Source organism: Streptomyces lincolnensis, assembly GCF_021173675.1.
Classification (GTDB): Bacteria; Actinomycetota; Actinomycetes; order Streptomycetales; family Streptomycetaceae; genus Streptomyces; species Streptomyces lincolnensis_B.
This window is the reverse complement of record NZ_JAIHON010000010.1, coordinates 273,396-298,307: the sequence shown is the minus strand read 5'-3', so window position 1 is coordinate 298,307 and position 24,912 is coordinate 273,396. Positions and strand designations below refer to the sequence as shown.

General features: G+C 72.5%; 25 protein-coding genes and 1 pseudogene. 11 read left to right on the top strand and 15 right to left on the bottom strand.

The features are described from left to right. Nucleotides 1–35: 35 nt before the first annotated feature. Together K4B79_RS30375 and K4B79_RS30370 are read right to left on the bottom strand one after the other, a co-directional pair. A complete protein-coding gene (locus K4B79_RS30375) occupies nucleotides 36–1,907 on the bottom strand; it encodes a S8 family serine peptidase (protein WP_232030354.1) in 1,872 nt (623 codons plus the stop codon). Between the two features lie 92 nt (nucleotides 1,908–1,999). Further along, nucleotides 2,000–2,965 (bottom strand): pirin family protein, encoded by a 966-nt coding sequence (locus K4B79_RS30370; RefSeq protein ID WP_232030352.1) that lies wholly within the window; start codon nucleotides 2,963–2,965, stop codon nucleotides 2,000–2,002. A 144-nt stretch (nucleotides 2,966–3,109) separates the two neighbouring features. Between K4B79_RS30370 and K4B79_RS30365 the strand changes: the two genes are divergently transcribed. Together K4B79_RS30365 and K4B79_RS48855 are read left to right on the top strand one after the other, a co-directional pair. Next, nucleotides 3,110–3,571 (top strand): MarR family transcriptional regulator, encoded by a 462-nt coding sequence (locus tag K4B79_RS30365; protein ID WP_232030351.1) that lies wholly within the window; start codon nucleotides 3,110–3,112, stop codon nucleotides 3,569–3,571. A 48-nt stretch (nucleotides 3,572–3,619) separates the two neighbouring features. Then, a pseudogene (locus K4B79_RS48855) lies at nucleotides 3,620–3,766 on the top strand (tetratricopeptide repeat protein); the annotation flags it as partial. A 68-nt stretch (nucleotides 3,767–3,834) separates the two neighbouring features. On the opposite strand, the gene K4B79_RS30360 reads toward K4B79_RS48855, so the two are convergent. Beyond that, nucleotides 3,835–5,235: a PepSY-associated TM helix domain-containing protein gene (locus tag K4B79_RS30360; protein WP_232030350.1), complete on the bottom strand. Its 1,401-nt coding sequence runs from the start codon at nucleotides 5,233–5,235 to the stop codon at nucleotides 3,835–3,837. Between the two features lie 146 nt (nucleotides 5,236–5,381). Here K4B79_RS30360 and K4B79_RS30355 point away from each other — a divergent pair, with 146 nt between their 5' ends. Next, nucleotides 5,382–6,026, top strand: a complete 645-nt coding sequence (locus tag K4B79_RS30355; protein ID WP_232030349.1) for a peptide deformylase — start codon at nucleotides 5,382–5,384, stop codon at nucleotides 6,024–6,026. Nucleotides 6,027–6,093: 67 nt separating this feature from the next. Here the strand turns inward: K4B79_RS30355 and K4B79_RS30350 are convergent, their stop codons facing one another. Beyond that, on the bottom strand, nucleotides 6,094–7,527 hold the full coding sequence (locus K4B79_RS30350) for a dihydrolipoyl dehydrogenase family protein (protein WP_232030348.1): 1,434 nt from the start codon (nucleotides 7,525–7,527) through the stop codon (nucleotides 6,094–6,096). A 121-nt stretch (nucleotides 7,528–7,648) separates the two neighbouring features. Here K4B79_RS30350 and trxA point away from each other — a divergent pair, with 121 nt between their 5' ends. Then, entirely contained in the window at nucleotides 7,649–8,035 is a 387-nt protein-coding gene (trxA, locus tag K4B79_RS30345) for a thioredoxin (protein ID WP_067443325.1), read from the top strand. A 42-nt stretch (nucleotides 8,036–8,077) separates the two neighbouring features. Here trxA and K4B79_RS30340 read toward each other — a convergent pair whose 3' ends face one another. The 3 genes from K4B79_RS30340 to K4B79_RS30330 all read right to left on the bottom strand — a co-directional run bounded on the left by K4B79_RS30340 (nucleotide 8,078) and on the right by K4B79_RS30330 (nucleotide 11,481). Continuing rightward, nucleotides 8,078–9,514 (bottom strand): benzaldehyde dehydrogenase, encoded by a 1,437-nt coding sequence (locus K4B79_RS30340; protein WP_232030347.1) that lies wholly within the window; start codon nucleotides 9,512–9,514, stop codon nucleotides 8,078–8,080. Between the two features lie 182 nt (nucleotides 9,515–9,696). Continuing rightward, on the bottom strand, nucleotides 9,697–10,731 hold the full coding sequence (locus tag K4B79_RS30335) for a LacI family DNA-binding transcriptional regulator (protein WP_374208526.1): 1,035 nt from the start codon (nucleotides 10,729–10,731) through the stop codon (nucleotides 9,697–9,699). A 99-nt stretch (nucleotides 10,732–10,830) separates the two neighbouring features. Then, nucleotides 10,831–11,481, bottom strand: a complete 651-nt coding sequence (locus K4B79_RS30330) for a TetR/AcrR family transcriptional regulator (RefSeq protein WP_232030345.1) — start codon at nucleotides 11,479–11,481, stop codon at nucleotides 10,831–10,833. Between the two features lie 118 nt (nucleotides 11,482–11,599). On the opposite strand from K4B79_RS30330, the gene K4B79_RS30325 reads away from it, so the two are divergent. Next, entirely contained in the window at nucleotides 11,600–12,163 is a 564-nt protein-coding gene (locus K4B79_RS30325) for an NAD(P)H-dependent oxidoreductase (protein WP_232030344.1), read from the top strand. Between the two features lie 108 nt (nucleotides 12,164–12,271). On the opposite strand, the gene K4B79_RS30320 is transcribed toward K4B79_RS30325, so the two are convergent. Further along, nucleotides 12,272–13,387, bottom strand: a complete 1,116-nt coding sequence (locus K4B79_RS30320) for an ABC transporter substrate-binding protein (RefSeq protein ID WP_232030343.1) — start codon at nucleotides 13,385–13,387, stop codon at nucleotides 12,272–12,274. Nucleotides 13,388–13,521: 134 nt separating this feature from the next. Continuing rightward, nucleotides 13,522–14,427 carry a LysR family transcriptional regulator gene (locus K4B79_RS30315; RefSeq protein WP_232030342.1) on the bottom strand — a complete coding sequence of 302 codons (906 nt, stop codon included), beginning with the start codon at nucleotides 14,425–14,427 and terminating at the stop codon, nucleotides 13,522–13,524. A gap of 116 nt (nucleotides 14,428–14,543) precedes the next feature. On the opposite strand from K4B79_RS30315, the gene K4B79_RS30310 reads away from it, so the two are divergent. Further along, complete coding sequence (locus K4B79_RS30310; protein WP_232030340.1) at nucleotides 14,544–14,774, top strand: hypothetical protein; 231 nt, start codon at nucleotides 14,544–14,546, stop codon at nucleotides 14,772–14,774. On the opposite strand, the gene K4B79_RS30305 is transcribed toward K4B79_RS30310, so the two are convergent. Further along, on the bottom strand, nucleotides 14,750–15,631 hold the full coding sequence (locus K4B79_RS30305; protein ID WP_232030338.1) for an LLM class F420-dependent oxidoreductase: 882 nt from the start codon (nucleotides 15,629–15,631) through the stop codon (nucleotides 14,750–14,752). The two genes, K4B79_RS30310 and K4B79_RS30305, sit on opposite strands and share 25 nt — an antisense overlap. 103 nt (nucleotides 15,632–15,734) lie before the next feature. Beyond that, the gene (locus tag K4B79_RS30300; RefSeq protein WP_232030336.1) at nucleotides 15,735–16,703 is read right to left on the bottom strand and encodes a TerC family protein; all 969 of its coding nucleotides are present in this window, start codon (nucleotides 16,701–16,703) and stop codon (nucleotides 15,735–15,737) included. A gap of 248 nt (nucleotides 16,704–16,951) precedes the next feature. On the opposite strand from K4B79_RS30300, the gene K4B79_RS30295 reads away from it, so the two are divergent. Continuing rightward, nucleotides 16,952–17,923 carry an alpha/beta hydrolase gene (locus K4B79_RS30295; RefSeq protein WP_232030334.1) on the top strand — a complete coding sequence of 324 codons (972 nt, stop codon included), beginning with the start codon at nucleotides 16,952–16,954 and terminating at the stop codon, nucleotides 17,921–17,923. Between the two features lie 349 nt (nucleotides 17,924–18,272). After that, nucleotides 18,273–19,256, top strand: coding sequence for a helix-turn-helix domain-containing protein (locus K4B79_RS30290; protein ID WP_232030332.1), 984 nt, complete (start codon nucleotides 18,273–18,275; stop codon nucleotides 19,254–19,256). A 39-nt stretch (nucleotides 19,257–19,295) separates the two neighbouring features. On the opposite strand, the gene K4B79_RS30285 is transcribed toward K4B79_RS30290, so the two are convergent. Continuing rightward, entirely contained in the window at nucleotides 19,296–19,475 is a 180-nt protein-coding gene (locus tag K4B79_RS30285; protein WP_232030546.1) for a hypothetical protein, read from the bottom strand. Nucleotides 19,476–19,602: 127 nt separating this feature from the next. Here K4B79_RS30285 and K4B79_RS30280 point away from each other — a divergent pair, with 127 nt between their 5' ends. After that, nucleotides 19,603–20,061, top strand: coding sequence for a MarR family winged helix-turn-helix transcriptional regulator (locus K4B79_RS30280; RefSeq protein ID WP_232030330.1), 459 nt, complete (start codon nucleotides 19,603–19,605; stop codon nucleotides 20,059–20,061). A 38-nt stretch (nucleotides 20,062–20,099) separates the two neighbouring features. On the opposite strand, the gene K4B79_RS30275 is transcribed toward K4B79_RS30280, so the two are convergent. Beyond that, nucleotides 20,100–21,026, bottom strand: coding sequence for an NADP-dependent oxidoreductase (locus K4B79_RS30275; protein ID WP_232030328.1), 927 nt, complete (start codon nucleotides 21,024–21,026; stop codon nucleotides 20,100–20,102). A gap of 134 nt (nucleotides 21,027–21,160) precedes the next feature. Here K4B79_RS30275 and K4B79_RS30270 point away from each other — a divergent pair, with 134 nt between their 5' ends. Continuing rightward, a complete protein-coding gene (locus tag K4B79_RS30270; protein WP_232030326.1) occupies nucleotides 21,161–22,354 on the top strand; it encodes a CaiB/BaiF CoA transferase family protein in 1,194 nt (397 codons plus the stop codon). Nucleotides 22,355–22,367: 13 nt separating this feature from the next. Here K4B79_RS30270 and K4B79_RS30265 read toward each other — a convergent pair whose 3' ends face one another. Both K4B79_RS30265 and K4B79_RS30260 read right to left on the bottom strand, forming a co-directional pair. After that, complete coding sequence (locus tag K4B79_RS30265) at nucleotides 22,368–23,198, bottom strand: transglutaminase-like domain-containing protein (RefSeq protein ID WP_232030324.1); 831 nt, start codon at nucleotides 23,196–23,198, stop codon at nucleotides 22,368–22,370. 55 nt (nucleotides 23,199–23,253) lie between these two features. After that, nucleotides 23,254–23,961: an SDR family oxidoreductase gene (locus K4B79_RS30260; protein WP_232030322.1), complete on the bottom strand. Its 708-nt coding sequence runs from the start codon at nucleotides 23,959–23,961 to the stop codon at nucleotides 23,254–23,256. Nucleotides 23,962–24,062: 101 nt separating this feature from the next. Here K4B79_RS30260 and K4B79_RS30255 point away from each other — a divergent pair, with 101 nt between their 5' ends. Further along, on the top strand, nucleotides 24,063–24,911 hold the full coding sequence (locus tag K4B79_RS30255) for a helix-turn-helix transcriptional regulator (protein WP_232030321.1): 849 nt from the start codon (nucleotides 24,063–24,065) through the stop codon (nucleotides 24,909–24,911). Nucleotide 24,912 lies beyond the last annotated feature (1 nt).

Genomic DNA, 24,912 nt, shown 5'->3' with positions numbered 1-24,912 from the left:
GGCCCCTCAGAGGGACTGCCTGGTGGTGCGGCCGGTCAGACGGACTGCACGGCACGCAGCACGTCGACGAGCCCATGGCCCTGGAAGTTGCGTTCGCGAGCGAGGTCGGTGGCCGTCGCGCACAGGATCTCCTTCACGCGTTCGGGACGGCCGAGCAGCTCTCGGTGGCGGGCCAGCAGCATGGCCGCGGCCCCGCTGACGTGGGCCGCCGCCTGACTGGTCCCGTGCATGGCGGCGATGCCCTCGCCGGGGATGGGTCCGTCGATGCCCTCCCCCGGCGCCACCAGGTCGGGCTTGGGTCGCCCGTCGCCGGTGGGTCCCCGGCTGGAGAAGTAACTGACGCCGTGGCGGTGCGGGTTGCTGCGGTGGGTGGAGCCGACGGTGATGACGGACTCCGCGTTGCCGGGGTCGGAGATGCCGATGTCCCGGTAGTCGGCGCCCAGGGTCCGCGCGGCGCTGCCGGTGAACCCCGCGTTCCCCGCCGCCGTGACGACCACGACACCCGACCGGGTCAGGCGGTCGCACTCGACACACACGGGTGTCCACCCGGTGGAGTGGGTGGCGACGTCGTACGGGACAGACAGGCTGATGTTGACCCCGGCGACGATGTACCGCCCGGCCTGGTCGTTGAGGTGACGGATCGCCTGGAGCGCGGTGACGATGGAGAACTCGTCGCCCTCACCGTCGTCGAGGACCCGGAAGTCGTAGAGCCGGATACGCGGGCAGATACCGCGGAAGTCCAGCTCGGGCCACCAGCCGCCGATGATGCCGGCGATGTGGGTGCCGTGCTGGTCGCCCGGCGGCTGGGCGGGCTGCCCGGACGGACCGGGAGTGGTGTCGACGGACGGCAGGGCGGCCGCCCAGTTGACGAGTCCGCCCACGAGCACGTCGGCGGAGAGTTTCTCCCGTACGCCGGTGAAGTCGAAGGAGCGGGCGATGCGCGTCTCCAGTCGCCGTGGCGTCCGGCCGGTGGTGTCCCAGTCGTGGAAGGCGGGGTGCCGCGCGTCGATGCCGCTGTCGACCACCGCCCAGCCGATGGAGGCGGTGTCGATCGAGAACACCTGCTCCGCCGCGGCGGCCTTGATCGTCCGGCGGGACCGTACGACGGCGCGGGTCGCCCGCCGGTTCGTCGTCACGGAGACGATCGGGTACTTCTGCCGTCGGTCGGCGACGCGCCCGGCGAGTGCGTGCGGCCCGCGCACCGGGGCCGTGTCCACGACGACGGCGTCCAGCATGTCCACGAGCACGCCGGTCACGGCCCGTTCCCGCGACTCGCTGAGGGCCAGGTCCGGCCGCGCGTTCTCGACGACGCGGTACAGCAGCCTCAGGAGCCAGGTGAGATGGCGGCCGCGCTCCTGGCGACGCTCCATGCTGTCGTGGATCTCGCTGGTGGCCGGCGTCCTGACGTGTCCGGCGAGGGCTGCCTCGATGCCCCCCGCCCTGTCGGCCCGGGCGAGTTCGTGGGCGACACGCACCACGCCGGCGAGACTGGTCAGGGGCAGCAGGTCGCTGACCAGTTCCTTCAGGGTCAGCCGCGCCGCCACGAAACTGCCGGACGCGATCGGGCGGCACGTCTCCATCAGCCCCCGGCTCTGGAAACGTTCGAGGACCCGCTCGACGCCGTACTCCTCACGGATCGCGAGAATCAGATCCTGCCGCCCCGCCTCCCACCCGAGCCACGGCTCCGGACCCGCCCGCGCCCCGCCCGAGGCCGACGGCCGGGCGAACGCCAGCCACACGTCGAAGCGGACGGGGCAGTCGGTGGCCCACAGGACAGGTACGGGTCCCTCCCCGGAGAACACCGCTGCGAGATCGGCTCGGTCCACGGGGACTCCCGGTGCGCTGTGCGTACGGTCCTGCGCGTGGCGGTGGGAGAGGGCGGCGGCGGCCGACGGGCCGTTCTTCATTCTCCGCCCTGGTCATGGGCACTGCAACTCAACCGGTACGTCGGTGCCGGGCGCCCACGGACGACGCCCCACCTCTCAGGCGTTCCTGGGGATCAGCGCACTCTGCCTCGCGGCTTCAACGGCAGCGGCGGCAGTTCCGGAGCCGGCAGCGGCGCCCCGTCGTACCCCTTGACCTCGCCGAACCGCGTGCCTTCCATCCAGTCCCGACGAGCCTGTTCGATCTCCTCCTGGGTCCGGCCGATCCAGTTCCAGAACATGATCAGCTCCTCCTCGAACGGCTCGCCGCCCAGGAGCATGAGGCCCGCGTCCGACGCGGCGCGCAGGGGGAGTTCGGTGCGGCCGCAGCCGAGGTAGAGCATCGAGCCCGGGAGGAGCGGCACGCCGTCCACGTGGGCCTCGCCGGACATGGAGAGCACGGCGTACTCGAAGTCCGGTTCCAACGGCAGGCGTACGTCGGTGCCCTGGACGAGGGCCAGGTCGGCGCCGAGGATCGGGGTGTACGTCGTACCGGGTGAGGTGGCGCCGTCGAGGGAGCCGAGGATGAGGGTGGCCGTCAGGCCCGGTGCCGTGATGTGGGGCAGCTCGGCGTGGTGCTCGAAGCGCGGCTCGGTGTGGCGGTGACCGTCGGGGAGGGCGACCCAGAGCTGGGCGCCGTGCAGGAGGCGGGCGTGCGACCTCGGGCTCTCCTCGGAGTGGCTGATCGCCCGGCCGGAGGTCATCAGGCCCAGCTCGCGCGGGCGGATCGTCTGGAGGCTGCCGGTGGAGTCGCGGTGCAGCACCTCCCCCTCGTGCAGCCAGCTCACGGTCTGGAGTCCCATGTGCGGGTGGGGCGGCACCTGCATGCCGGGCTCGTCGGCGATGTCGTCGGGGCCGTAGTGGTCCACGAAGCACCAGGCGCCGACCATGCGCCGGCCCAGGTTGGGCAGCAGTCGGCGGACCTCGGTGGACTCGCCGAGCTTGACGCGGCGAGGGCTGAGGAGTTCGCGCACCGGCTCCGCCACGACGAAACCGCGGCCGCCGCACAGGGCGGGGACCGGCTCCCGATCAAGATTGCTCATGCCGCTCAACCTAGCCCCGCGCGGTGTTCCGCGTCAGGCCGACGAGCCGCCTTCATTTAGTAGCCATAGATACAATCTCCATGTACATTAAATGGGAAGTGACCGGGCGACCGGATACCCAACGCCAGTCTTCGAGGAGTCACCATGACCACCGCCCCCGCCACCACCCCGACCACCTCTACCGTCAACGGCCGCGTCATCGCTCTGGCCCACTACGCCGGCCGCGCGATCGTCGAGTCGGTCGTGACCCCCTACGGCGTCACGTTCCAGCAGATGGTCACCCTGCGGCCGGTCGCGGTCGCCGACGCCCCCGTCGAGCGGGACGACCTGGTCCGCCAGGTCGTCGACAGCCTCAAGATCGACCAGTCCGAGGCGCGGGATGCCGTGGAAGCACTGATCACCAAGGGGCTGCTGGCCCCCGAGGGATCGCTCGTGCGGGTCACCGACAGCGGCCGGGCGCTGTACGCCGGGACCAGCGCCGAGACGGCACAGATCTCCGCCCGGATCTACGCCGGAATCCCCGCCGAGGACCTGGCCGCGGCCGGGCGGGTCCTGGCCCTGGTCACCGAGCGGGCGAACAAGGAGTTGGCCGCCCTGTCCCGGTAGTGCCAGGGGACACCGGGCAGGAGAATGTCCGACCGTCCCGCGCGATGGCTGCTGCCGTCCCGCGCCTACTACCACTCGACCCAACTGCGGCGCTCGGAGAGCGAGTTGCGCGTCATCGTCGAGCGGGACCCGGTGGAGCACTACGCCCGGCTGATGCTCGGCCGCGCCCTGGAGCGGCAAGGCCGGCAGGAGGAGGTTTTCGGGCCCGGCCCCGGACAAGGGGCCGGGCCCGAACCACGTCCCGCGCGGGCCCCGTTGCCCCTCTACTTCACGCCGGCCCCGCTCGTCCGCCCCCGCCGGTGCGCGATCTCCCCGAGGACCACGTCCACGACGATGAACGCGGCCAGCGGGATGCCCAGGAGCGGCACGAAGTAGCCGACGACCGCGATGGCCGCCACGCACGGCAGCAGGGTCTGCGGGGGCACCTGCTGCCAGGCGCCGCGTGGGATCGGCCGGCCGAAGGCGGAGCCGCGGCCGCGCTGCCACCACATGCGGTAGCCCCACACGATCAGCAGGATCAGACTGAGCGCGAGGAGCATCAGGGCGATCTGGTTGACCAGGCCGAAGAGGGATCCCGTGTGCAGGTCGATGCCCCAGCGGGTCAGCTTGGCCAGCAGGGGGTAGTCGGCGAACCGCAGGACGTCGGTGACCTCGCCGGTGGTCGGGTCGACCGCGACGGCGTCCTGCTTCTCGGGCCAGCTGCGCTGGATCTGCTTGACGACGTACGCGGAGGAGGCGTCGGCGGGCGGGACGATCTCGACGGGGTCGCCCAAGCCCTCGGCGCGGGCGGCGGACAGGACCTTGTCGAGGCCGACGCCGTGCTCGCCGCCGGCCGAGGCGGAGGCGCCGTGGCCGGAGTGGTCGCCGCCCGCCGTCGCCGTGACCGACGGGGTGGACTGCCCGAGCGAGGTGCGCAGCTCGTCGATGTTCGCCCCGGCGTAGGTCGACCAGGTCAGTCCGGTCGCCGACAGGAAGAGGAACCCGGCGGCCACCCAGGCCCCGACGGTGCCGTGCAGCCCGAGGGTGCGGCGACGGCCGCTGGTGCCGCGCAGCCTGCGCCGGGCCCGGCGGCGGGAGAACCACAGCGCGAGCCCGCCGAGCGCGATCACGCCCAGCCAGCTGGCGGCGAGTTCGCTGTAGAGGCGGCCGGTCTGGCCCAGGTGCAGATCGCGGTGGAACTCGTCGATCCAGGTGCGCAGGGGGAGCGCGCCGGTCGAGCCGTACTGTTCGAGCGAGCCCCGCACCTTCGCGGTGTACGGGTCGACGAACACGGCGAGCGTGTGGGTCGGGTCGACGCCCTCGACGCCGGACAGCAGCACCCTGGTGGTCGCGTCGTCCGCGGGCGAGGGCCGTACGGCGGCGACCGAGCCCTCGGGGTGTGCCGCGCGGGCGGCCGCCACCTGCTCGGATATCGGCAGCTTGGCGTCGCCGACCGCGGAGACGGTCAGCTCGTCGGCGTAGAGGAGCTTCTCGGCCTGGAACGAGCCGGCGTACAGGAAGCCGGTGAGGGCCGCGACGAGCAGGAAGGGCGCGACGAGCACGCCCGCGTAGAAGTGCAGCCGCAGGATCAGCGGGCGCAGCGGGGACCATCTGCCGGCGGACGGCGCCGGCTCGGCGACGGACTGTGGGGCCTCGTCCGTGGAGGTCGGAGGAGCGGTGGACATCGGCGGGGTTCTCCCGGGGCAGGGGTGTTTCTCGGTTGGGGCGCTCCAGATGTCGGACGAAGGCGGTGTCGAGTTCCCGGGAGTTTGAGTGATCTGCGTCACTTACCGGTGGGAGGTGGGGTGGAGCTCCGTGGCATGCTGGCGCGATGGTTTCTCCCCGTGATCACGTCCCGGTCGCCGACCTCGTCGAGGAACTCCTGTCCACGGACGGGCCGTTGGCCATCGTGGAGGCCGGCGAGCCCGTACTGCGGCGCCGCGCCGAGCCCTTCGACGGCCAGCTGGACCGCGGCCTCCTCGCCCGCTTCGTCGAGGCACTGCGCGTGACCATGCACGCGGCGCCGGGCGTGGGCCTGGCCGCGCCCCAGGTGGGGGTACCGCTGCGGGTCGCGGTCATCGAGGATCCGGCGCCCGTCCCCGAGGAGGTACGGGTGGCCCGCGGGCGGGTGCCGCAGCCGTTCCGGGTGCTGGTCAACCCGTCCTACGAGCCGCTGGGCGGGGCCCGTGCCGCGTTCTTCGAGGGCTGTCTGAGTGTGCCCGGCTGGCAGGCGGTGGTGGCCCGGCCGGCCGAGGTACGGCTGACGTGCGAGGACGAGAACGGCCGGCCGGTGGACGAGGTCTTCACCGGCTGGCCCGCCCGGATCGTCCAGCACGAGACCGATCACCTCGACGGCACGCTCTACCTGGACCGCGCGGAGCTGCGGTCCCTGTCGTCCGGCCGGGCGACGGCGGAGCGGTGGACGCAGCCGACGCCCCGGGAGGCGGCGGAGGCGCTGGGCTTCGACCTCCCGTAGTCACGGGCTGTCGGGCCCGGCCTCCGCCGCGTCGCTCGCTCCGCCCGATCGGCGGCGGCGGCGGCGGTCAGTTGTCCCGGTAGGCCTCCAGCAGCCGCAGCCACACCTCGCTGATCGTCGGGTACGACGGCACCGCGTGCCACAGCCTGCTGATCGGCACCTGGCCGGCGACCGCGACGGTGGCCGAGTGGATCAGCTCGCCGACACCGGGACCGACGAAGGTGACGCCGAGGAGGATCTCGCGTTCGAGGTCGACGACCATGCGGGCGCGGCCGCGGTAGCCGTCGGCGTAGAGCCCGGCGCCGGAGACAGAGGCGAGGTCGTAGTCGACGGCGCGGACGCGGTGGCCGGCCTGTTCGGCCTCGGCGAGGGAGAGGCCCACGGAGGCCGCCTCGGGGTCGGTGAAGACGACCTGGGGGACGGCGCCGTGGTCGGCGGTGGCCGTGTGGGCGCCCCAGGGCTCGGCGTCCAGCTGGGCGGTGCCGGAGGCGCGGGCGGCGATGGCGGCGCCCGCGATACGGGCCTGGTACTTGCCCTGGTGGGTGAGGAGGGCGCGGTGGTTGACGTCGCCGACGCCGTAGAGCCATTCGTTGCCGGTGACGCGCAGGCTGTCGTCGACATCCAGCCAGGAGCCGGGTTCCAGGCCGACGGTGTCGAGGCCGATGTCGTCGGTGCGCGGGGCGCGGCCGGTGGCGAAGAGGATCTCGTCGGCCTCGATGCGGTCGCCGGTGTCGGTGACCGCCACGACCGTGCCGTTCTCCCGACCGACCGATTCCACGGAGGTGCCGGTGCGGACGTCGACGCCCGCCTCTCCGAGCGCCTCGGCGACGAGTTCGCCCGCGAAGGGTTCCATCCGGTTCAGCAGGCCCTTGCCGCGGACGAGGAGGGTGACCTGCGAGCCGAGGGCCTGCCAGGCGGTGGCCATCTCGGTGGCGACCACTCCCCCGCCGACGACGATCAGCCGGCCGGGCGCCGCCTTGGCGCTGGTGGCCTCGCGGCTCGTCCAGGGCCGCACGTCCGCGAGGCCGGGCAGGTCGGGCAGGACGGCGCGGGTGCCGGTGCAGACGGCGACGGCGTGCCGGGCGGTCAGCACCGTCCGCGCGCCGTCGGGGCCGGTGACCGTGACCGTGCGGGGTCCGGAGAGGCGGCCGTGGCCGCGGTGGACGTCGGCGCCGATGCTGTCGAGCCACTGGACCTGGCCGTCGTCCTTCCAGTGGGAGGTGTAGTAGTCGCGGTGGGCGAGGACCGCCGCGGTGTCGAGGGGACCTTGGACCGCGTCCTTGAGTCCGGGTGTGCGGCGGGCGTCGGCGCGGGCGATGACCGGGCGCAGCAGGGCCTTGCTGGGCATGCACGCCCAGTACGAGCACTCGCCGCCGACCAGTTCGCTCTCCACGACCGCGGTGGAGAGGCCGGCCGCACGGGTGCGGTCCGCGACGTTCTCCCCCACGGGCCCGGCACCGAGCACCACGACGTCGTAGGCGATGGATTCCGTTTCCGTCATGGGGCCAGTCTGGTGGGTGGTGTGCGCTCGGGCCACATGGGTACGCGCGCGGAATACCCACCGGGTCGGCCGTGTTGTGGCCGACGGCTTCGCCCCCGATACGAGGAAGAGGGATCACGCCATGAGCAGCACCGTGGAGCTCACCAAGGAGAACTTCGACCAGACGGTCACGGACAACGAGTTCGTCCTGATCGACTTCTGGGCGGAGTGGTGTGGTCCGTGCCGGCAGTTCGCGCCGGTCTACGAGAAGGCTGCCGAGGCCAATCCGGACCTGGTGTTCGGCAAGGTGGACACCGAGGCGCAGCCGGAGCTGGCCGCGGCCTTCGGTATCCAGTCGATTCCCACGCTGATGATCGTCCGTGACCAGGTCGCCGTGTTCGCCCAGCCGGGCGCCCTGCCCGAGGCCGCCCTGACGGACGTCATCGGGCAGGCCCGCAAGCTGGACATGGACGAGGTGCGCAAGTCCGTCGCCGAGCAGCAGGCCCAGGCCGAGCAGAGCGGCCAGTAGCCGGCCGGAGCGAGGACCCTGGAACGCGCGCCCCTGGAGCCTCTAGAACGGGTACGGCGCCACGTCCGCGCGCACCGTCGTCCAGCGCAGCTCGGTGAAGGCCTCCAGGTTGGCCTCGCCGCCGAAGCGGGCGCCGGTGCCGGACGCGGCGATGCCTCCGAAGGGGGCGACGGCCTCGTCGTTCACCGTCTGGTCGTTGATGTGGACGATGCCGGTGGGGATGCGCTCGGCGAGGTCGAGGCCGCGGGCGGCGTCCCGGGTCACGATGCCGAGCGAGAGGCCGTAGGGGCCGGCCGCGGCCAGGGAGGCCGCCTCGTCGGGCGTGCTGAACGACCGGACGGGCGCCACGGGGCCGAACACCTCCTCCGTGTAGGCGGGCGTGCCGTCGTCCACGTCGGCCAGGACGGTGGGCCGGTAGAAGAGGCGGTCGTGGGTGCCGCCGGCGGCCAGTTTGGCGCCGTGGGCGGTGCTGGCCTCCACCAGGCCGTGCACCTTGGCGAGCTGGCCGTCGTCGATGATCGGGCCGAGGTGGACCTGCTCGCGGTGCGGGTCGCCGACGGCCAGTGAGTCGGCCTTCGCCGCCAGCCGCTCGACGTACTCCTGGTACAGGGAGCTGTGGACCAGGTGGCGGCCGGTCGTCATGCAGATCTGGCCCTGGTGGAAGAAGGAGCCCCAGGCGGCCGTGGAGATCACCGCGTCGATGTCGGCGTCCTCCAGCACGATCAGGGCGGAGTTGCCGCCCAGTTCCAGGTGCACGCGCTTGAGGTGGCGTCCGGCCGCCTCGCCGACGGCGCGGCCCGCCGCGGTGGAGCCGGTGAAGGAGATGACCGGGATCCGCGGGTCGGCGACCAGGGCCTGACCGGCGTCGGGTCCGCCCGGCAGGACGTGGAACAGCCCGTCCGGCAGGCCCGCCTCGGCGAAGAGCGCGGCGAGGGAGAGCCCGCCGCAGACGGCCGTGCGCGGGTCCGGCTTCAGCACCACCGCGTTGCCGAGGGCGAGGGCCGGGGCGACGGAGCGGATGGAGAGGATCAGCGGGGCGTTGAAGGGGGAGATCACGCCCACGACGCCGGCGGGGACCCGGCGGGTGTAGGAGAGGCGGGCCGCCTCGCTGGGCAGGACCTGTCCGGCCGGGCGGGAGGCGAGTGCGGCGGCCTCGTAGCACTCCTGGGCCGCGACGTGCAGTTCGAAGTCGGCCTTGCCGGGAATGGATCCGGACTCCCGGACGAGCCACTCGCGCAGTTCGTCGGCGTGCGCGGTGAACAGGTCACCGGCCTTGCGCAGCACGGCGGCCCGGACGAAGTGCGGGACGCGGGCCCAGTCGCTCTGCGCGCCCCGTGCGGTCTCCGCCGCCACGGCGACGTCCTCGGCCGTGGCGAGGCGGACGGTACCGAGCGTGTCGCCGGTGGCGGGCTCGGTGACAGCGTGTTCGGGTCCCCCCAGGGTGCGGGACTGCCAGGTCTTGGGGTCGAGCAAAGGCATGTTCGGCTCTCCGTTCGTCACCGGCGGGACTCACAAGGCGGACGTCCTGTACGACGCCCCAACTTGTTGAGCGTGCAACATCCTAGTCACGCCCTGCCGGAAATGCAGTGCATGTCGTACCGAGAAGTAACCCAACTCCCCTCTATCGAAAGGGACTTGAGCCGAACCGTCGCCGACCCGGCTCAGCTGGACTCGCGATGCACCATCGAGGCGCCCAGCACGGTGTGGGTCTCGGGCGCGGCGCCGGGGTTGCGCACCGCGCGGTCGACCAGCTCGGCGAGATCGCGCCCGGAGGGCAGTTCGACGTGGACCGTGCTCAGCCGGGGCCTGAGCAGCCGGCCGAGCATCAGGTCGTCGGCGCCGATCACCGCCGTGCGCCCGGGTATGTCGACGCCCTCGTCCTGAAGGGCCCGCATGAGCAGCATCGCGTACTCGTCGTTGTAGGCGAACACGGCGTCGAGGCCGAGCTCGCGCCAGCGGGCGGCGAGCCGGGTGGCGGCCGACTCCTCGTAGGCCAGGGGCAGTTCGACGACCGTGGCGTCCGTGCCGCGCAGGGCCCGCCGGACACCCGCGAGACGGGGGGCGGAGAAGGACTCCAGGCCGGGTTCCTCGGGCACGACGACCCCGACACGGCGTCTGCCGCGGGCGTACAGGTGCGCGCCCGCGCAGTGGCCGACGGCCTCGTGGTCCAGGAGCAGGGCGTGGGCGCCCTCGACGGCCTCCGAGGCCAGGGTGACCACGGCACGGGCGCCGGAGCGCTTGAGCACCGTCACGCCCTTCGCACCGAGGTCCGTGCCCGGCACCAGCACCGCGACCGGCCGCAGCTCGGCCCAGGCGCGCGCGGCCTCGTCACCGGGGACGCCGACCGCGCCGTACTGCACGACCGTGTAGTCCAGGCGCCCCAGCGCCCACTGGAGCTCGCTGAGGAACTGGCTGTAGAGCGGGCCGACCGGGAAGTCCGGCGCGGGCATCAGCACCATGCGGCTGTGTCCGGCGCGCAGGCTGCGGGCGGCCGCGTGCGGCACGTACCCGAGCTCCTTGGCGGCCTCACGGACGCGACGGCGCGTGGGCTCGCTGATCCGGACGGCGCTGGTGTTGTTCAGGACGTAGGAGACGGTCGCGCGCGAGACGCCGGCCAGGCGGGCCACATCGGCGCTCGTGGGGACAGAGCGCGGTACGGGCGACGCGGGAACGGGCGTTTTCGGTATCTGCACCATGACGTACCGCATCTTTGCAGAATCTGTGCTCAAGCTTACGACTGGGGGAACTCAGTTGCGGGCTCAACTTTTCACACGCCTGCGCACCCCCACCCCGGCTCACCCCGTCACACGGTCCACCAGGTCGTCCCACCCGGCCTCCAGCCGCTCCAGGGGCAACCCGCACTGCCTGGTCAGATGGTGGATGAGGACGGGGCTGAGATACCCCATCAGGGTGTGGGACAGCAGTTCACTGTCCGCGTCCGGCACGGCCTGCCGCAGCAGCAGCGCCAGGTGGCCGCGCAGCAGTCGGCGCGCCGGAACGGAGAAACGCCGCTCCGGACTCGGTTCGGCCGCCAGTTGCAGATCCAATTCGTCCACCGAGCGGCGCAGCAGGGCGTACCCGACCGCCCGCAACCGCTCCACGGGCGGCGCCCCCGGCCCGAGCGGCGGCGGACCACTCAGAAAGGCGGCCTGGAACTTCCGCTCGGAGTGGTCGAGAAGGGCCGTCAGCAGGCCGGTCCGGTCACCGAACCGCCGGAAGACCGTGCCCTTGCCCACGTTCGCCGCGACGGCCACCGCCTCCATCGTCACCCCGGCCGCTCCGTGCTCGGCCACCAGCCGCGCGGCGGCCTCCAGCAGCCGGGCCCGGTTGCGGGCGGCGTCGGCCCGCAGGCAGGGCTCGTCCTCAGGGGCCCCGAGCTGGAGCAACTGGGGTTCGTCGAAGGGCGGTTGGGGTTGTTCGGCGAGGGGCGGCGGGAAGGCGGACATGAAAACAGCGTAAAGCACCCGGAAGAAAACTGGACCGCGGTCCGTTTAGAGTGCTACAACATTAAACGGACCTCGGTCCGGTTCGTTACCGCAGTGTTTCAGCCCTGGGAGTTTTCGCATGTCTGTTCGCATCCTCGCGCTCGTCGGCAGCCTCCGCGCCGGTTCGCACAACCGCCAGCTCGCCGAAGCCGCCGTCAAGCTCGCCCCCGAGGGCACCGACGTCGACCTCTTCGAGGGCCTGGCCGAGATTCCGTTCTACAACGAGGACCTCGACGTCGAGGGCAGCGTCCCGGCTCCGGCCGCCAAGCTGCGCGCTGCCGCCCAGGCCGCCGACGCCTTCCTGTTCTTCTCCCCCGAGTACAACGGCACCATCCCGGCCGTCCTGAAGAACGCCATCGACTGGCTGTCCCGCCCCTACGGCGCCGGCGCCTTCGGCGGCAAGCCGGTCGCCGTGGTCGGCACCGCCTTCGGCCAGTACGGCGGTGTCTGGGCCCAGGACGAGACCCGCAAGGCCGTCGGCATCGCCGGTGGCAAGGTCCTGGAGGACGTCAAGCTCTCCATCCCCGGCTCCGTCGTCCGCTTCGCCGAGACCCACCCGGCCGACGACGCCGAGGTCGCCGCGCAGCTCTCCGAGGTCGTCGCCCGCCTGCACACCAACGTGGGCGAGAGCGCCGCCGCCTGACCGAGGGCATCGGTTGTCCCCGAGCGAGGGGCCGGAGCATCCGCTCCGGCCCCTCTGTGCCGTCTCAGCGGCCCCTCTCAGCACGCGCCGGCGCCCCTCTCGGCCGCCTCAGCCGCTGTGCAGGACCCTGAAGTGATCGGGCCGGGCCGGATCCCGGTCGACGACCTGGACCGGTGTCCGAGCCCATTGCCACACGCTGATCCCGGGCGCGCGGGTGAACCGGATCGTCCCGCGGGTGCCCTCGACCTCGACCCGCGGCCAGGCCTCGGCGACCCGCGCCCGGTCCGGGCCGTGGGAGCGCAGCGCTTCGGCGAGGACGACGACGGTGTCGTAGCCCTCGAAGGCGACGAAGGAGGGCGCCGCGGCCAGCCGCTCGCACAGGGCCTTCCCGACGCGCGCACCGAGGGGGCCGAGCCGCTCGGGCAGGTAGCGCAGGAACGGGATCGCCGCGCCGTCGACGCCCAGCGAGGCCGCCCATGCGGAGAACTCGGGCTGCCCGGCCGGTGCGCCGATCAGGGTCTCGGCCAGGCGCCGGTCGCGGCGGACGGCCGTGACGATCGACACGGCCGGCTCCGGCTGACCGACCAGCAGAAGCAGGGCCGTCGCACGGTTCTCGACGAGTGCGTCGCACACGGCCGCGGGATCGAGCACGGACATGTCGAGTTCTACGACGGTGCCGCCGCGTTCGGCGAGGTGCTCCCGCAGGATGCGGGTCCCCGTCGCCCAGTAGACGCTCGGCTGGGCCGCCACGGCGATGCGGCGGTGGCCCGCGCCGAGGAGGAAGTCCGCGTAGATCCGCCAGCCGCGCGACTGCGGCGGGGAGAGCCGGGCGACCCACTGGGTGGGCCGTTCGGTCAGCGTGTCGAGAACCGCCGACGAGCACAGATACGGCAGGCCGAGCGCGTCCGCCCTGGAGGCGGCGGAACGGGCGACCACGCTGTGGTACTCCCCCACCAGGGCGGTCACCCCGAGGCCGGCCAGCTCGTCCACCGCCGCCGCGGCCCGCTCCGGATCAGCCGCGGTGTCCCGGACCACCAGCTCCAGCGGCCTGCCGTCGATCCCGCCGGTGTCGTTGACCTCGCCGACGGCCAGCTCCAGTCCGGCGAGCAGGTGTCGGCCCGCCTCGACCCAGCCGGGCCGGGTCAGGGGAACGAGGGCGCCGATCCGCACGGACGACCGGTCGGTCCGCCCCGCGCCGGGCGGCGACGGTGGTGGTGTATGCATGCCGGCCATTGCATCCACCGCGATCACCCGGAGGCAACTCCTTATGGGCCCGCCGCACCATCGGGCCCCTGTGCGCCGGCCCTGTGCTTGCCGTTGGATCGGGCATCAAAAAGCTCCCCAGTGCGCCGCCCGCCTCACGCCACAGCCGTGGACGCCAGTTCCCGCAACTCCCCCAGCGCGGCTTCCACCGCCGGCCGGTTCCGGCCTCCCCGCCGCGTGCAGGTGAGCAGCTTCCGGTGCGGATTGCCCGCGCACCGCACCCGCACGATCGGCAGATGCGGCGTCAACTGCGCCAGGCGCGGGATCAGCGCGACCCCCAGCCCGTGGGCGACCAGGTGAGCCGTGACATTCCAGTCCAGCGCATGGTGCACGACATCGGGGCTGAACCCCGCCTCCCCGCACGCCGACATCACATGGGGACGGCACGGGCTCTCCGGCACCGGCGCGATCCACGCCTCCCGTCCCGCGTCGGCCAGCCCCACCCGCTCCCGCCCCGCCAGCGGGTGCCCCTCGGGTACGACGAGATCGAAGGGATCGTCCAGCAGGGGCTGCTGGTCGAAGCGCGCATCGCTCAGCGGCGGGTTGTGCGGCGTGGCCTCCACGATCGCGAGATCGACCTCGCCCTCGAACAGCAGATCGAAGCTCTCCGGCACCCCCGCCTCCTGGATCCGCACGGCGAGCCGCGTGTACCGCTCGCGCAGTCGCGCCGCCAGGGGCGCCAGCAAGACCGAGATGGCCACCGGGAACCCGCTCAGCCGCAGCGGCCCGCCCGGCTCCCCCCGGTCCGCTCTCAGGTCGAGCTCCGCCTGCTCCCATCGCGCCTGAATGGCGTCGGCATGCGCCAGCAGACTCTCGGCGGCGGGCGTGAGCCGCACGCCCCGCCCCTGCGGTTCGAGCAGGTCCACCTCCAGGTCCCGGGCCAGCTGCCGGATCTGCTGGGACGCGGCGGACGGCGTGAAGTGCAGGGCACGGGCCGCGGCGGTGACCGTCCCGTAGTGAGCCACCGCCCGCAGGACATGGAGCCGACGCAGATCAATCATGAAGTCCACGCTTCAAGGTGCGGTCCACAAAGTCAACCTGGACGTGCACGAACCCGTCGACGCACCCTGGCTGTGTCGCGACGGTCACCCTCGACAACCCACCCCAAGGAGTCACCATGACCAGCACGACCGGCCCCGCCCGCTGCCCGCACTGCGGCTGGCCGGACGGCGCCGAGCCCTTCCAGGTGGTGTCACGGCACTGCACGGCGACGGGCCGCACGGTCTGGACCCGCTGCGGCTGCGGCTCGTTGCAGATCCGGACGATCGACGAGCACGGCACGCGGATCGTCTCCCGCAGCCTCCCCGCCCCCGACCGGCCCCGTCAGTCGAGCTCGGCCAGCCGCTGAACCACGGGCGCGGCGGACCGCTCGATCCAGGCGGCCGGCTCCCCCGCCCGCGGCGAGAGGATCACCGTGTCGACGCCGAGCTTGGTGTACCGGTCCACGTCCCGCACGAAGGCGTCGAAGTCGCCCTCGGTGAGCGCCTCGGCCGTGTGCAGGACGGTCTTGCGGATCTCGTGGTAGTCCCGGCCCTCGGTCTCGCAATGGCCGCGCAGGACGTCGAGCTTGTGCCCGACCTCCTCCGGGGTCGTGGCGAACAGATTGCAGGCGTCGCCGTACCGGGCCACGAACCGCAGCGTCTTCCGCTCGCCGCTGCCCCCGATCATGATCTCGGGGCGCGGGCTGCTCACCGGCGCGGGCACGCACAGCGTCTCGGCGAGGCGGTAGTGCGTGCCCTCGAAGGAGCCGTTGTTCTGCGGGTCCCACATCTGGAGGCAGATCCGCAGGGTCTCCTCCAGCCGTTCGAAGCGCTCCGCGACCGGCGGGAACGGCACCCCGAGTCCTTCGTGCTCACGGTCGTACCAGGCGGCCCCGACACCGAGGGTGGCCCGGCCGCCGGAGAGCACGTCGAGCGAGGTGACGATCTTGGCGAGGAGACCGGGGTGCCGGTAGGTCACCCCGGTCACCAGGGCGCCGAGCCGGACCGTGGAGGTGTGCGCGGCGAGGAAGCCGAGGGTCGTGTAGGCCTCCAGCATGGGGTCCTCGGCGCCGCCGTTGAACTCCATCTGGAAGTAGTGGTCCATGACGGACAGCCAGCTCACGCCCGCGGCCTCGGCGGCCGCGCCCGTCGCGGCGAGTTCCGCGCCGAGCGCGGGCCCGCCGCCGCTGTGGTCGAACCGGTTGATGTGTACGCCCACCCGCATGTCCGTCTCCGTTCACGGGATCCGTCGCCGATGCCGGTGACGCTAGACGCTGGAGCGCTCTCGAAGTCAAGCGCGCCCCGGGGCGGCCACAGCGGGGGACGGGTCACACCACCCGCTCCGCCTCGGCCGCCTCCTGCTTCTTGGAGGCCCGCAGGCTGGTGATCGTGGTGACGGCCAGCACCAGCACGATGAAGCCTAGCGAGAAGGGGATGCTGATCTCCGGGACGTGGACGCCGGACTCGTGCAGCGCGTGCAGGACGAGCTTGACGCCGATGAAGCCGAGGATGATCGACAAGCCGTAGGAGAGGTGGACCAGCTTCTTCAGCAGTCCGCCGATGAGGAAGTACAGCTGCCTGAGACCCATCAGCGCGAACGCGTTGGCGGTGAACACGATGTACGGGTCCTGGGTCAGACCGTAGATGGCGGGGATGGAGTCCAGCGCGAACAGGACGTCCGTGGAGCCGATCGCGAGCATCACGACCAGCATCGGGGTCATGATCCGCTTGCCGTTCTCCTCGATCCACAGCTTGGTGCCGTGGTAGCGGTCGGCCACACCGAAGCGCTTCTCGACCATCTTCAGGAGCTTGTTCTCCTCGTACTCCTCCTCGTGGCTCCCCTTGCGGGCGTCCTGGACCAGCTTCCACGCGGTCCAGATCAGGAAGGCGCCGAAGATGTAGAAGACCCACGAGAAGGTGGAGATGATCGCGGCGCCGGCGGCGATGAAGGCGGCGCGCAGCACCAGGGCCATGATCACGCCGACCATCAGCACGCGCTGCTGGTACTGGGTCGGGACCGCGAACTTCCCCATGATCAGGACGAAGACGAAGAGGTTGTCCACGCTCAGCGACTTCTCGGTGATGTACCCGGCGAAGAACTCACCGGTGGGCTTGGCACCCCCGAAGACCAGCAGCCCGACGCCGAAGAGGCAGGCCAGGACGACCCAGACGACGGTCCAGATCCCGGCCTCTCTGATCGAGACGTCATGGGGTTTCCTGCCGATGAAGAAATCCACGGCCACGAGGGCGCACAGGGCCGCGATGGTCAGCAGCCAGACGCTGAGAGAGACGTTCACTGGTACTCCTGTTGCATGGGGGGCACCGACAGCGTTGTCACCACATCAGATCCCTTCCACCTACGCCGGATGAAGAACAGGCAATGTCATGGTAAAGAACAGCAGGTCATCAGGTGGCCGGGGCTGAGGTCGCGGGCTGCCACCCGCCGTACGGCGGGCAGGTTCCGCCGTACGGCGGCGCTCCGGACGGCCCCCGCCGGGCCGACCATGACGGCACGAGCCGCCGCATCACTGTGTGAGGAGTTGCCATGAGTCACGTCCCGCCCCCGTTCGACCCGGAGCTGGCCGCCACCCTGGAGCTGATCAAGGACGTCATCTCGCCCGGCCTGACGATGGACGACATCGACGTCGTCCGGCAGGGACCGGGCATCGAGATGCTGGCCGAGCTGGATCTGACCGTGGGCGGCTTCTTCGAGATCGAGGACCGCACGGTGCCCGGACCCGAGGGCGCGCCCGAGATCTCCCTGCTGATCGGCCGCCCCGCCGCGCCCGACGTGGAGGGCCCGATGCCGGTCGTGTACCACGTGCACGGCGGCGGCATGATCCTCGGCAACAACCGGGTCGGCGTGGACGGTCCGCTGGGCTGGGCGAAGGAGCTGGGTGCGGTCGTGGTGTCGGTGGAGTACCGGTTGGCGCCGGAGCACCCGTATCCCGCCGCGATCGAGGACGTGTACGCCGGTCTGGTGTGGACCGCGGAACACGCCAAGGAGATCGGCGGCGACCCGGAACGGATCGTCCTCGCGGGGGCCAGCGCGGGCGGCGGCCTCAGCGCGGCACTGGCCCTGCTCACCCGGGACCGCGGCGGTCCCCGTCCCATCGGCCAGCTGCTGCTGTGCCCGATGCTCGACGATCGCAACGAGAGCGTCTCCTCCCACCAGATGGCGGGCCTCGGCGTCTGGGACCGTACGGCGAACGAGACCGGCTGGACCGCCCTGCTCGGCGAGGCGCGCGGCGGCCCCGACGTCCCCGCGTACGCGGCGCCCGCCCGCGCCGAGGACCTGACCGGACTACCGCCCGCCTTCCTGGACGTCGGCTCGGCGGAGACCTTCCGCGACGAGGTCGTCACCTACGCCACCCGCATCTGGCAGTCCGGCGGCGTGGCCGAACTGCACGTCTGGCCCGGCGGCTTCCACGGCTTCGACGGCTTCGCCCCCCAAGCCGCCCTCTCCCAGGCCGCCCGCACCGCCCAACTCGAGTGGCTGCGCAGGCTGCTGGCCTGACGTCGGCGGTACGACGACCCGCGAGACGCGGCGCGGGCGGCATCGCGGATCACGGGGAGGCCGGGCCGGGGGCCACTCGCCCGGGATCCCGGCCGCTCCCGCGAGAGCGACGGCTCCGCCTCTCGTGCCCGCTCAGTCACTTCTGCGGGCTCCACGGGGTCGGCCGGCCGGATTCCGTGCGGTGATCCGCAGGGGCGGAGGCCAGGCGTCCGCGGGCCTCGGACGGGGCGAGTCGGGGTGCCGTCGGGCACAGGGCTGCCCCCGACTGCCACGGCCGTAGCCCCGCCCGCACCGGCCCCGCCACTTCCCCGGGCTCCACGAATCGGACCGCATGGCGCACCATGGGCGTATGAGAGAGCTGGCGGGGCGTCTGACCGCGCTGGATCCGGACGCCGGTGCCGCCGTCCAGGTCATCGCCTACTTCGACCGACTGGCCGAGTCACGGGCCGGCCTGGAGGCACTGGTGCGTGGGGCGGCGGTGCTGGCCGGGGTGCCCGCGCGGCTGGCCGACACGGAGCGGCGGGTGCGGGTCCGTGTCGAGGCCGACGGCGTGCGCCGCGACTCGGACGTACCGCCGGACGCCGCCTGGCCGTGCGCGGCGTTGGCCCCGGGCGGTGCCCCGGCACTGTGGCTGGAGCGGGCGGAGGCGGCGCCGAGTGTGGTGGACGCGGTGATCCTGGAACGGGCCGCCGGCGCCGTACGTCTGGTCCTGGACCGCACGCGGGGCCGAGCTCCCGCCGACGACCCGGCGCTGGTGGAGACGGTCCTGGACCCCACCGCTCCGGAACCCGCACGGCTGCACGCGGCGCGCGGGCTGGGTCTGGACGTCACCGCGCCCGCGCGCGCACTGGCCCTGCGCGACGGCCGTCCCCGTATCGTCCCCGCCGACGCCGAACCCCCCGTCGGGCGCCTCGGCGTCGGTCCGGCCGTACCGGTGCTCGACCTGCCCGGCTCCTGGGCCGCAGCGCGGACCGCGCTGCGGTTCACGGCGGAGGGCACCGCGCGGGATCCGGGGCCGCGGGTGGTACGTGCCGAGGAGTTGGGCGCTGTCGCCCTGCTGAGCGAGCTCGTCGCGCCGGGCGCCGAACCGCCGCCGGACGTGCGGGCCCTGGAGTCGGCCGCCGCGTCCACGCCCTGGCTGCTGGCCACCCTGTACGCCGTGGCCTCGACGGCGAGCCTGCGCGCGGCGGCCGCCGAGATCAACGTCCATCACTCCACGCTCCAGGACCGCCTGGCCCACGCCGAGCACCTCCTCGGCTGGCCCCTGCGCACGCCTCAGGGCCGCCTCCGCCTCCACCTGGCCCTGACGATGCGGCACCTGGCGCGGCCGTAGCGGTCAGGTCGGTCAGGTCGGTCAGGTCGGTCAGGTCGGTCAGCGGAACTCGTGCACCACCTGGATCTCACCGACGATGTGCGCGTTGAACTCGAAGCGGGTGACGAAACCGGCGCCGTCGTGCTTGACGTTCCAGTCCCGGGCGATCCTGACCGCGTAGTCCTCGTTGAGGACCGGGGAGAAGATCGGCTGCTCGGGCAATCGCGGCGGCCAGGCCACACCATGCCCTCACTTGCCCACTTGCCCGCACACCATTACTTGCACACGCGCTATAGATGCGTGCGCTGGAAATTTCATCCATACCCTATCCTGGAGCGTGTCACTTCGGGACGGAGGAGCAGCCCCCATGACCGCCACGGACCCCGCACTCACCGCCCTCGCGCAGGGCTGGTGCGCGCTCTCCCTGCTGCACGGCAGGATCGAGACCCATATCGAGCGGGCGTTGCAGGCGGGGCACGACCTGAGCGTGCGGGAGTACTCGCTGCTGGACGTGTTGAGCCGTCAGCACGACGGGCCAGGTGGCCACCTTCAGATGAAGCAGGTCGCCGACGCGGTGGTGCTGAGCCAGAGCGCCACCACCCGGCTGGTGACCCGGCTGGAGGACCGCGGTCTGCTGTCGCGCTACCTGTGCCCCACCGACCGCCGGGGCATCTACACCGACGTGACCGAGGCAGGCCTCGACCTGCTCAAGGAGGCCCGCCCCACCAACGAGGCCGCGCTGCGCGAGGCCCTCGACCAGGCCGCGCTCAACCCCGAACTGGCGCCGCTCGTCCGGGCGGTGGAGACACTCCGCGCTCCCGCCTGAGCCCCGGGAAGACCTGCCCCGGGGCACGGCAGCACGCCTCAGTCGTCGTCGCCGACCTTCAGCACCAGCTTGCCCCGGGTGTGGCCCTCGCGGCTGAGCCGCCAGGCCTCCGCGGCCTCGGCGAGGGGCAGCACCCGCTCGACGGCCACGGACAGCCGCCCCTGGTCGGCCAGTTCGGCGAGGGCCGTGAGGTCGGCCGCGTCGGGGCGCAGCCAGACGTACTTGCCGCCCTTCTCCGCGGCCTCCGGGTCGACGACGGACGCGATGCGGTCGGGGCTCTTCAGGACCTGCCGGGAGACCTCCACCGCGCCCTCGCCCACGAAGTCGAAGGCCGCGTCGACGCCGTCGGGTGCGAGCGCGCGGACGCGGTCGACCAGTCCGTCGCCGTAGGTCACGGGCTCCGCGCCGAGGCCGCGGACGAAGTCGTGGTTGCGCTCGCTCGCGGTGCCGATGACGCGGGCACCGAGCGCGGCGGCGATCTGTACGGCGAACATGCCGACGCCGCCGGCCGCCGCGTGGACCAGGACGGTCTGCCCGGCCTCGACACCGATGCGCTTGATGCACTGGTAGGCGGTGAGCCCGGCGAGCGGCACTCCGGCGGCCTCCTCCCAGCTGAGGGAGGCCGGCTTGTGGGCGATCATGCGGACGTGGGCGGCGGCGAACTCGGCGTAGGAGCCGAGTTGCACCCAGTCCTTGCGGATGTAGCCGAACACCTCGTCACCGGGCGCGAACTCCTCCACGTCCAGCCCGACCCGTTCGACGACTCCGGCCACGTCCCAGCCCGGGATCAGCGGGAAGTGGGCCTCCATGACGGGGTCGAGATACCCTTCGCCGATCTTCCAGTCCACCGGGTTCACCCCGGCCGCCTTCACTCGGATGAGGACCTCCCCCGGAGCCACCTTGGGCTCGGGGTGGTCCACCAGCTTCAGGTCCTGTCCGTACTGATGCAGTGCGATGGCCTTCATGTCCCCCATGCAATCACATGCCGCGCGTGCGCACCGATCAGCCGCAGGCGAGGAAACGAGCGGGGAAAAGTACAGGTCAGGGGCGAGGACCCGCCGTTGACAGCCGCTTCGGCCCGCCCGTACAAATGGGCCCCATGAGCCTCCCCCAACGGCCTTTGTCCGGGATCACGGTGGTCAGCCTGGAGCAGGCCGTGGCCGCGCCCTACGCCACCCGGCAGCTCGCCGATCTCGGCGCCCGGGTGATCAAGGTGGAGCGGCCGGGCGAGGGCGACTTCGCACGCCGCTACGACACCACCGTGCACGGTCACTCCAGCTACTTCGTCTGGCTCAACCGCTCCAAGGAGTCGCTCACCCTCGACCTGAAGGACCCGCGGGGCCGCGAGGTGCTGCACCAACTCCTCGGCGACGCGGACGTGTTCGTGCAGAACCTCGCGCCCGGCGCGGCCGACCGCCTCGGCCTGGGCGTCGGGACGCTCACCGCCCGCCACCCCCGGCTGATCCCGTGCACGATCTCCGGGTACGGCACGTCGGGCCCGTGGGCCGACCGCAAGGCGTACGACCTGCTGGTGCAGTGTCAGACCGGGCTGGTCTCGCTGACCGGGACGGCCGAGGAGACCGCCCGGGTCGGGATCTCGGTCGCCGACATCGCCGCCGGGATGTACGCCTACAGCGGCATCCTGACGGCCCTGTACACCCGGGCCACCACCGGCACGGCGCACCCGGTGGAGGTCTCCCTCTTCGAGGCGCTGGCGGAGTGGATGGGCCAGCCCGCCTACTACACCGAGTACGGCGGCACCCAGCCGCCGCGCCTGGGCACCCAGCACGCCACGATCGCCCCCTACGGCTCCTTCACGGCCGCCGACGGACAGGACGTGCTCTTCTCCGTCCAGAACGAACGCGAGTGGGCCGCCCTGTGCGCCGAGTTCCTGGGCCGGCCCGAGCTGACCGACGATCCGCGTTTCGCGACCGGCTCCGCCCGGGTCGCCCACCGCGACGAGGTCAACGCCGTCGTCGCCGAGCGTGTCGCCCGCTCCGACGCGGAGGACATCCTCAAGGACCTGGCGGACATCGGCATCGCCTGTGCCGGGGTCAACGACGTCGCCGCGTTCCTGGACCACCCGGTCCTGGCCGCGCGCGACCGCTGGCAGAACGTGGCCGTTCCGGGCGGGGCGATGGTCCGGGCCCTGCTGCCGCCGGCCGACCTGGCGGGTCTGCCCGCGCGGATGGGTCCGGTGCCGGCGGTGGGCGAGCACACCGAGGCGATCCTCACCCGACTCGGCCGCGACGCCGCCGACATCGCGGCGCTGCGGGCCGACGCGGTGATCTGAGCGCGGGCGACGCTCAGCCGACCGGCTCCGCGGGGACCGCCAGATCGCGGTGACCGAGCAGTCGGGTCAGCGCCACCGGATCGTCCTTGGCGCAGGCCTCGGCCACCGTGTCGACGAGGTCGTCGTAGTCGGGTCCGGTGAGCCCGTCGTAGGCCTCGGTCATCCGGCCCCACTCGTCCCAGGGCAGCATCTCCCGGCCGCCCAGCGCCGCGAGGTCGCGGACGGTGTTGCCGCTGATCTCGGCCGGCCCCCAGGCGTGGTCGGTGCCGGGGACGCCGAAGGTCTGCGGGTCGATCAGGCCGGCCCGGTACCGCGTCCAGGCCTCGCCGCCGGTCAGGAACTCGCCGGGCGCCAGGTCCTCGGGGTGCTCGACGTGGTCCTTGTCCAGATGCTCCACGTCGACGCGCACCCAGCGCCGCTCCCCGGCCTTCCAGTACTCCGTGATCCAGTGGTCGAACCCGCGCCCGGCGGCGAAGTAGGTACCGAAGCCGCAGCGCGCCCGGGCGGGTGTCCCCCGCGCCCGCAGCAGCGCGCAGGCGAGGGTCGCCCAGTGACGGCAGGTGCCCACCACCCTCGTCTCCGGTGTCCGGGCCCGGTGCGGCGGGGCGGGGTCGAGCGCCATGAGCCTGTCCACCAGCTCGCTCACCGGGCGGATGTTCCGCTCCGCCATCCGCTCCTCGGGGATGCCGAGCCGGGCGGCGTCGAACGGCTGGATGAACAGGTCGTGCACGGCGGTGCAGATACCGACCGGATCGTCCGGCAGGCCGTCCAGGACCGCCGACTGCTCGGCACGGAACCGGGTGAAGGGCCCGGGACGGGACGGGTCGAGCAGGTCGTCGGTCATGGTGGGCATGCTAGGCGGCGGGTCTGACAACGCCCCCTGCCTGCGGCGGCCCGGCCTACCAGGGCAGGCGTCCCCCGGCGTCGACGTAGGTGCCGGTCGGGCCGTCCGGGCCCGCCTGGGCCATGCGGACGATGATCTCGGCGCCCTGCTCGACGGTCTGAGTGCCTGTCCGGCCGTTGAGGTCGGTCGCGGTGAAGCCGGGCTCCACGGCGTTGATCCGCATCCGCGGGAATGCCTTCGCGTACTGCACGGTGAGCGCGTTGACGGTGGTCTTCGAGGCCGGGTAGGCGACGCCGGGATAGGCGTGGCCGGGGTGGTCCGGGTCGGAGAGGTGGGTCAGGGAGCCCAGGCCGCTGCTGACGTTGACCACCACCGGCGCGGCCGAGCGGCCCAGCAGCGGCAGGAAGGCGTGGGTGACCCGGACCAGGCCGAAGACGTTCGTGTCGAACACGGTCCGCATCTGGTCCGCGGTGAGGTCGGCGGCCCCGGGCACGCTGTTGTCCCGGCCGCGGAGTTCGATACCGGCGTTGTTGACCAGGACGTCCAGCCCGCCGTCGGCCTCGACGGTCTTGGCGGCGGCCTGGACGCAGGCGTCGTCGGTGACGTCCAGCCGGACGAACCGGGCGCCGAGCCGTTCGGCGGCGAGACGTCCGCGGTCGGTGTCGCGGGCGCCGACGTACACGGTGTGGCCCGCGGCGACGAGCCGGCGAGCGGTCTCGAATCCGAGGCCCTTGTTCGCTCCGGTGATCAGTGTCGTTGTCATGCCTCCACGCTCCCGCCGGGCCGCCCGGCCTGCCAGGAGACCCTTCTTCCTGGGACTGCCGGTACCAGGCACCGTCGTGCGGAACGCTGTTCACTGGAGGCATGACGGCGACGGAACTCGGACAGGCGCTCAGGCGCTGGCGCGACCGGGTCTCCCCCGGCTCGGCCGGACTGCCCGCCGGCGGACAGCGGCGGGCCGCCGGGCTGCGGCGGGAGGAACTGGCCCTGCTGGCGGGGATCTCGGTGGACTACGTGACCCGTCTCGAACAGGGCCGGGCGGCCAACCCGTCCGTCCAGGTGGTGGAGGCCCTGGCCCGCGCGCTGCGGTTGTCCGGGGACGAGCGGGCGCATCTGTTCCGGCTGGCCGCGCTGGCCCGGCCGGGTCCCGACACCGTGCCCGCGTACATCACACCCAGCGTCCAACGCCTGCTGGACCGGCTGGTGGGCACACCCGTCGCGGTCTCCGACGCCGCCATGACGCTGCTCGTGGCCAACCCGATGTACGCGGCGCTGATGGGCGACCGGTCCGGACTGCGCGGCTTCGAACGCAACGGTGTCTGGCGGAACTTCACCGGCCACCCCACCCGGGCCCGGCACACCCCCGAGCAGCGGCGTGCCTTCGAGGCGGGCATGGTCGGCGAGCTGCGCGCGACCCTCGGCCGCTATCCGGGCGACCGTGAACTGCGGCGTATGGTCGCGCAGTTGCGCGCCAGGAGCGAGCGGTTCGCGGAGCTGTGGGACGCGGGGGTGGTCGGCAGGCTGGATGCCTCCCGCAAGACGATCGAGCATCCGCAGGTGGGTCTGCTGACGCTGGACTGCGATCTGCTCCGGGTGGACGGCAACGACCTGCACATCCTGGTGTATTCGGCCGAGCCGGGCACCGAGGACGCCGAGAAGCTGGAGCTGGTCCCGGTCCTCGGCACCCAGTCGCTCACCGCGCAGGCTCCCTGAG

Coding starts and splice junctions, on each gene's coding strand:
- K4B79_RS30375 (WP_232030354.1), bottom strand. CDS start 1,907: ATGAAGAACGGCCCGTCGGCCGCCGCCGCCCTCTCCCACCGCCACGCG.
- K4B79_RS30370 (WP_232030352.1), bottom strand. CDS start 2,965: ATGAGCAATCTTGATCGGGAGCCGGTCCCCGCCCTGTGCGGCGGCCGC.
- K4B79_RS30365 (WP_232030351.1), top strand. CDS start 3,110: ATGACCACCGCCCCCGCCACCACCCCGACCACCTCTACCGTCAACGGC.
- K4B79_RS30360 (WP_232030350.1), bottom strand. CDS start 5,235: ATGTCCACCGCTCCTCCGACCTCCACGGACGAGGCCCCACAGTCCGTC.
- K4B79_RS30355 (WP_232030349.1), top strand. CDS start 5,382: ATGGTTTCTCCCCGTGATCACGTCCCGGTCGCCGACCTCGTCGAGGAA.
- K4B79_RS30350 (WP_232030348.1), bottom strand. CDS start 7,527: ATGACGGAAACGGAATCCATCGCCTACGACGTCGTGGTGCTCGGTGCC.
- trxA (WP_067443325.1), top strand. CDS start 7,649: ATGAGCAGCACCGTGGAGCTCACCAAGGAGAACTTCGACCAGACGGTC.
- K4B79_RS30340 (WP_232030347.1), bottom strand. CDS start 9,514: ATGCCTTTGCTCGACCCCAAGACCTGGCAGTCCCGCACCCTGGGGGGA.
- K4B79_RS30335 (WP_374208526.1), bottom strand. CDS start 10,731: ATGGTGCAGATACCGAAAACGCCCGTTCCCGCGTCGCCCGTACCGCGC.
- K4B79_RS30330 (WP_232030345.1), bottom strand. CDS start 11,481: ATGTCCGCCTTCCCGCCGCCCCTCGCCGAACAACCCCAACCGCCCTTC.
- K4B79_RS30325 (WP_232030344.1), top strand. CDS start 11,600: ATGTCTGTTCGCATCCTCGCGCTCGTCGGCAGCCTCCGCGCCGGTTCG.
- K4B79_RS30320 (WP_232030343.1), bottom strand. CDS start 13,387: ATGCATACACCACCACCGTCGCCGCCCGGCGCGGGGCGGACCGACCGG.
- K4B79_RS30315 (WP_232030342.1), bottom strand. CDS start 14,427: ATGATTGATCTGCGTCGGCTCCATGTCCTGCGGGCGGTGGCTCACTAC.
- K4B79_RS30310 (WP_232030340.1), top strand. CDS start 14,544: ATGACCAGCACGACCGGCCCCGCCCGCTGCCCGCACTGCGGCTGGCCG.
- K4B79_RS30305 (WP_232030338.1), bottom strand. CDS start 15,631: ATGCGGGTGGGCGTACACATCAACCGGTTCGACCACAGCGGCGGCGGG.
- K4B79_RS30295 (WP_232030334.1), top strand. CDS start 16,952: ATGAGTCACGTCCCGCCCCCGTTCGACCCGGAGCTGGCCGCCACCCTG.
- K4B79_RS30290 (WP_232030332.1), top strand. CDS start 18,273: ATGAGAGAGCTGGCGGGGCGTCTGACCGCGCTGGATCCGGACGCCGGT.
- K4B79_RS30280 (WP_232030330.1), top strand. CDS start 19,603: ATGACCGCCACGGACCCCGCACTCACCGCCCTCGCGCAGGGCTGGTGC.
- K4B79_RS30275 (WP_232030328.1), bottom strand. CDS start 21,026: ATGAAGGCCATCGCACTGCATCAGTACGGACAGGACCTGAAGCTGGTG.
- K4B79_RS30270 (WP_232030326.1), top strand. CDS start 21,161: ATGAGCCTCCCCCAACGGCCTTTGTCCGGGATCACGGTGGTCAGCCTG.
- K4B79_RS30265 (WP_232030324.1), bottom strand. CDS start 23,198: ATGACCGACGACCTGCTCGACCCGTCCCGTCCCGGGCCCTTCACCCGG.
- K4B79_RS30260 (WP_232030322.1), bottom strand. CDS start 23,961: ATGACAACGACACTGATCACCGGAGCGAACAAGGGCCTCGGATTCGAG.
- K4B79_RS30255 (WP_232030321.1), top strand. CDS start 24,063: ATGACGGCGACGGAACTCGGACAGGCGCTCAGGCGCTGGCGCGACCGG.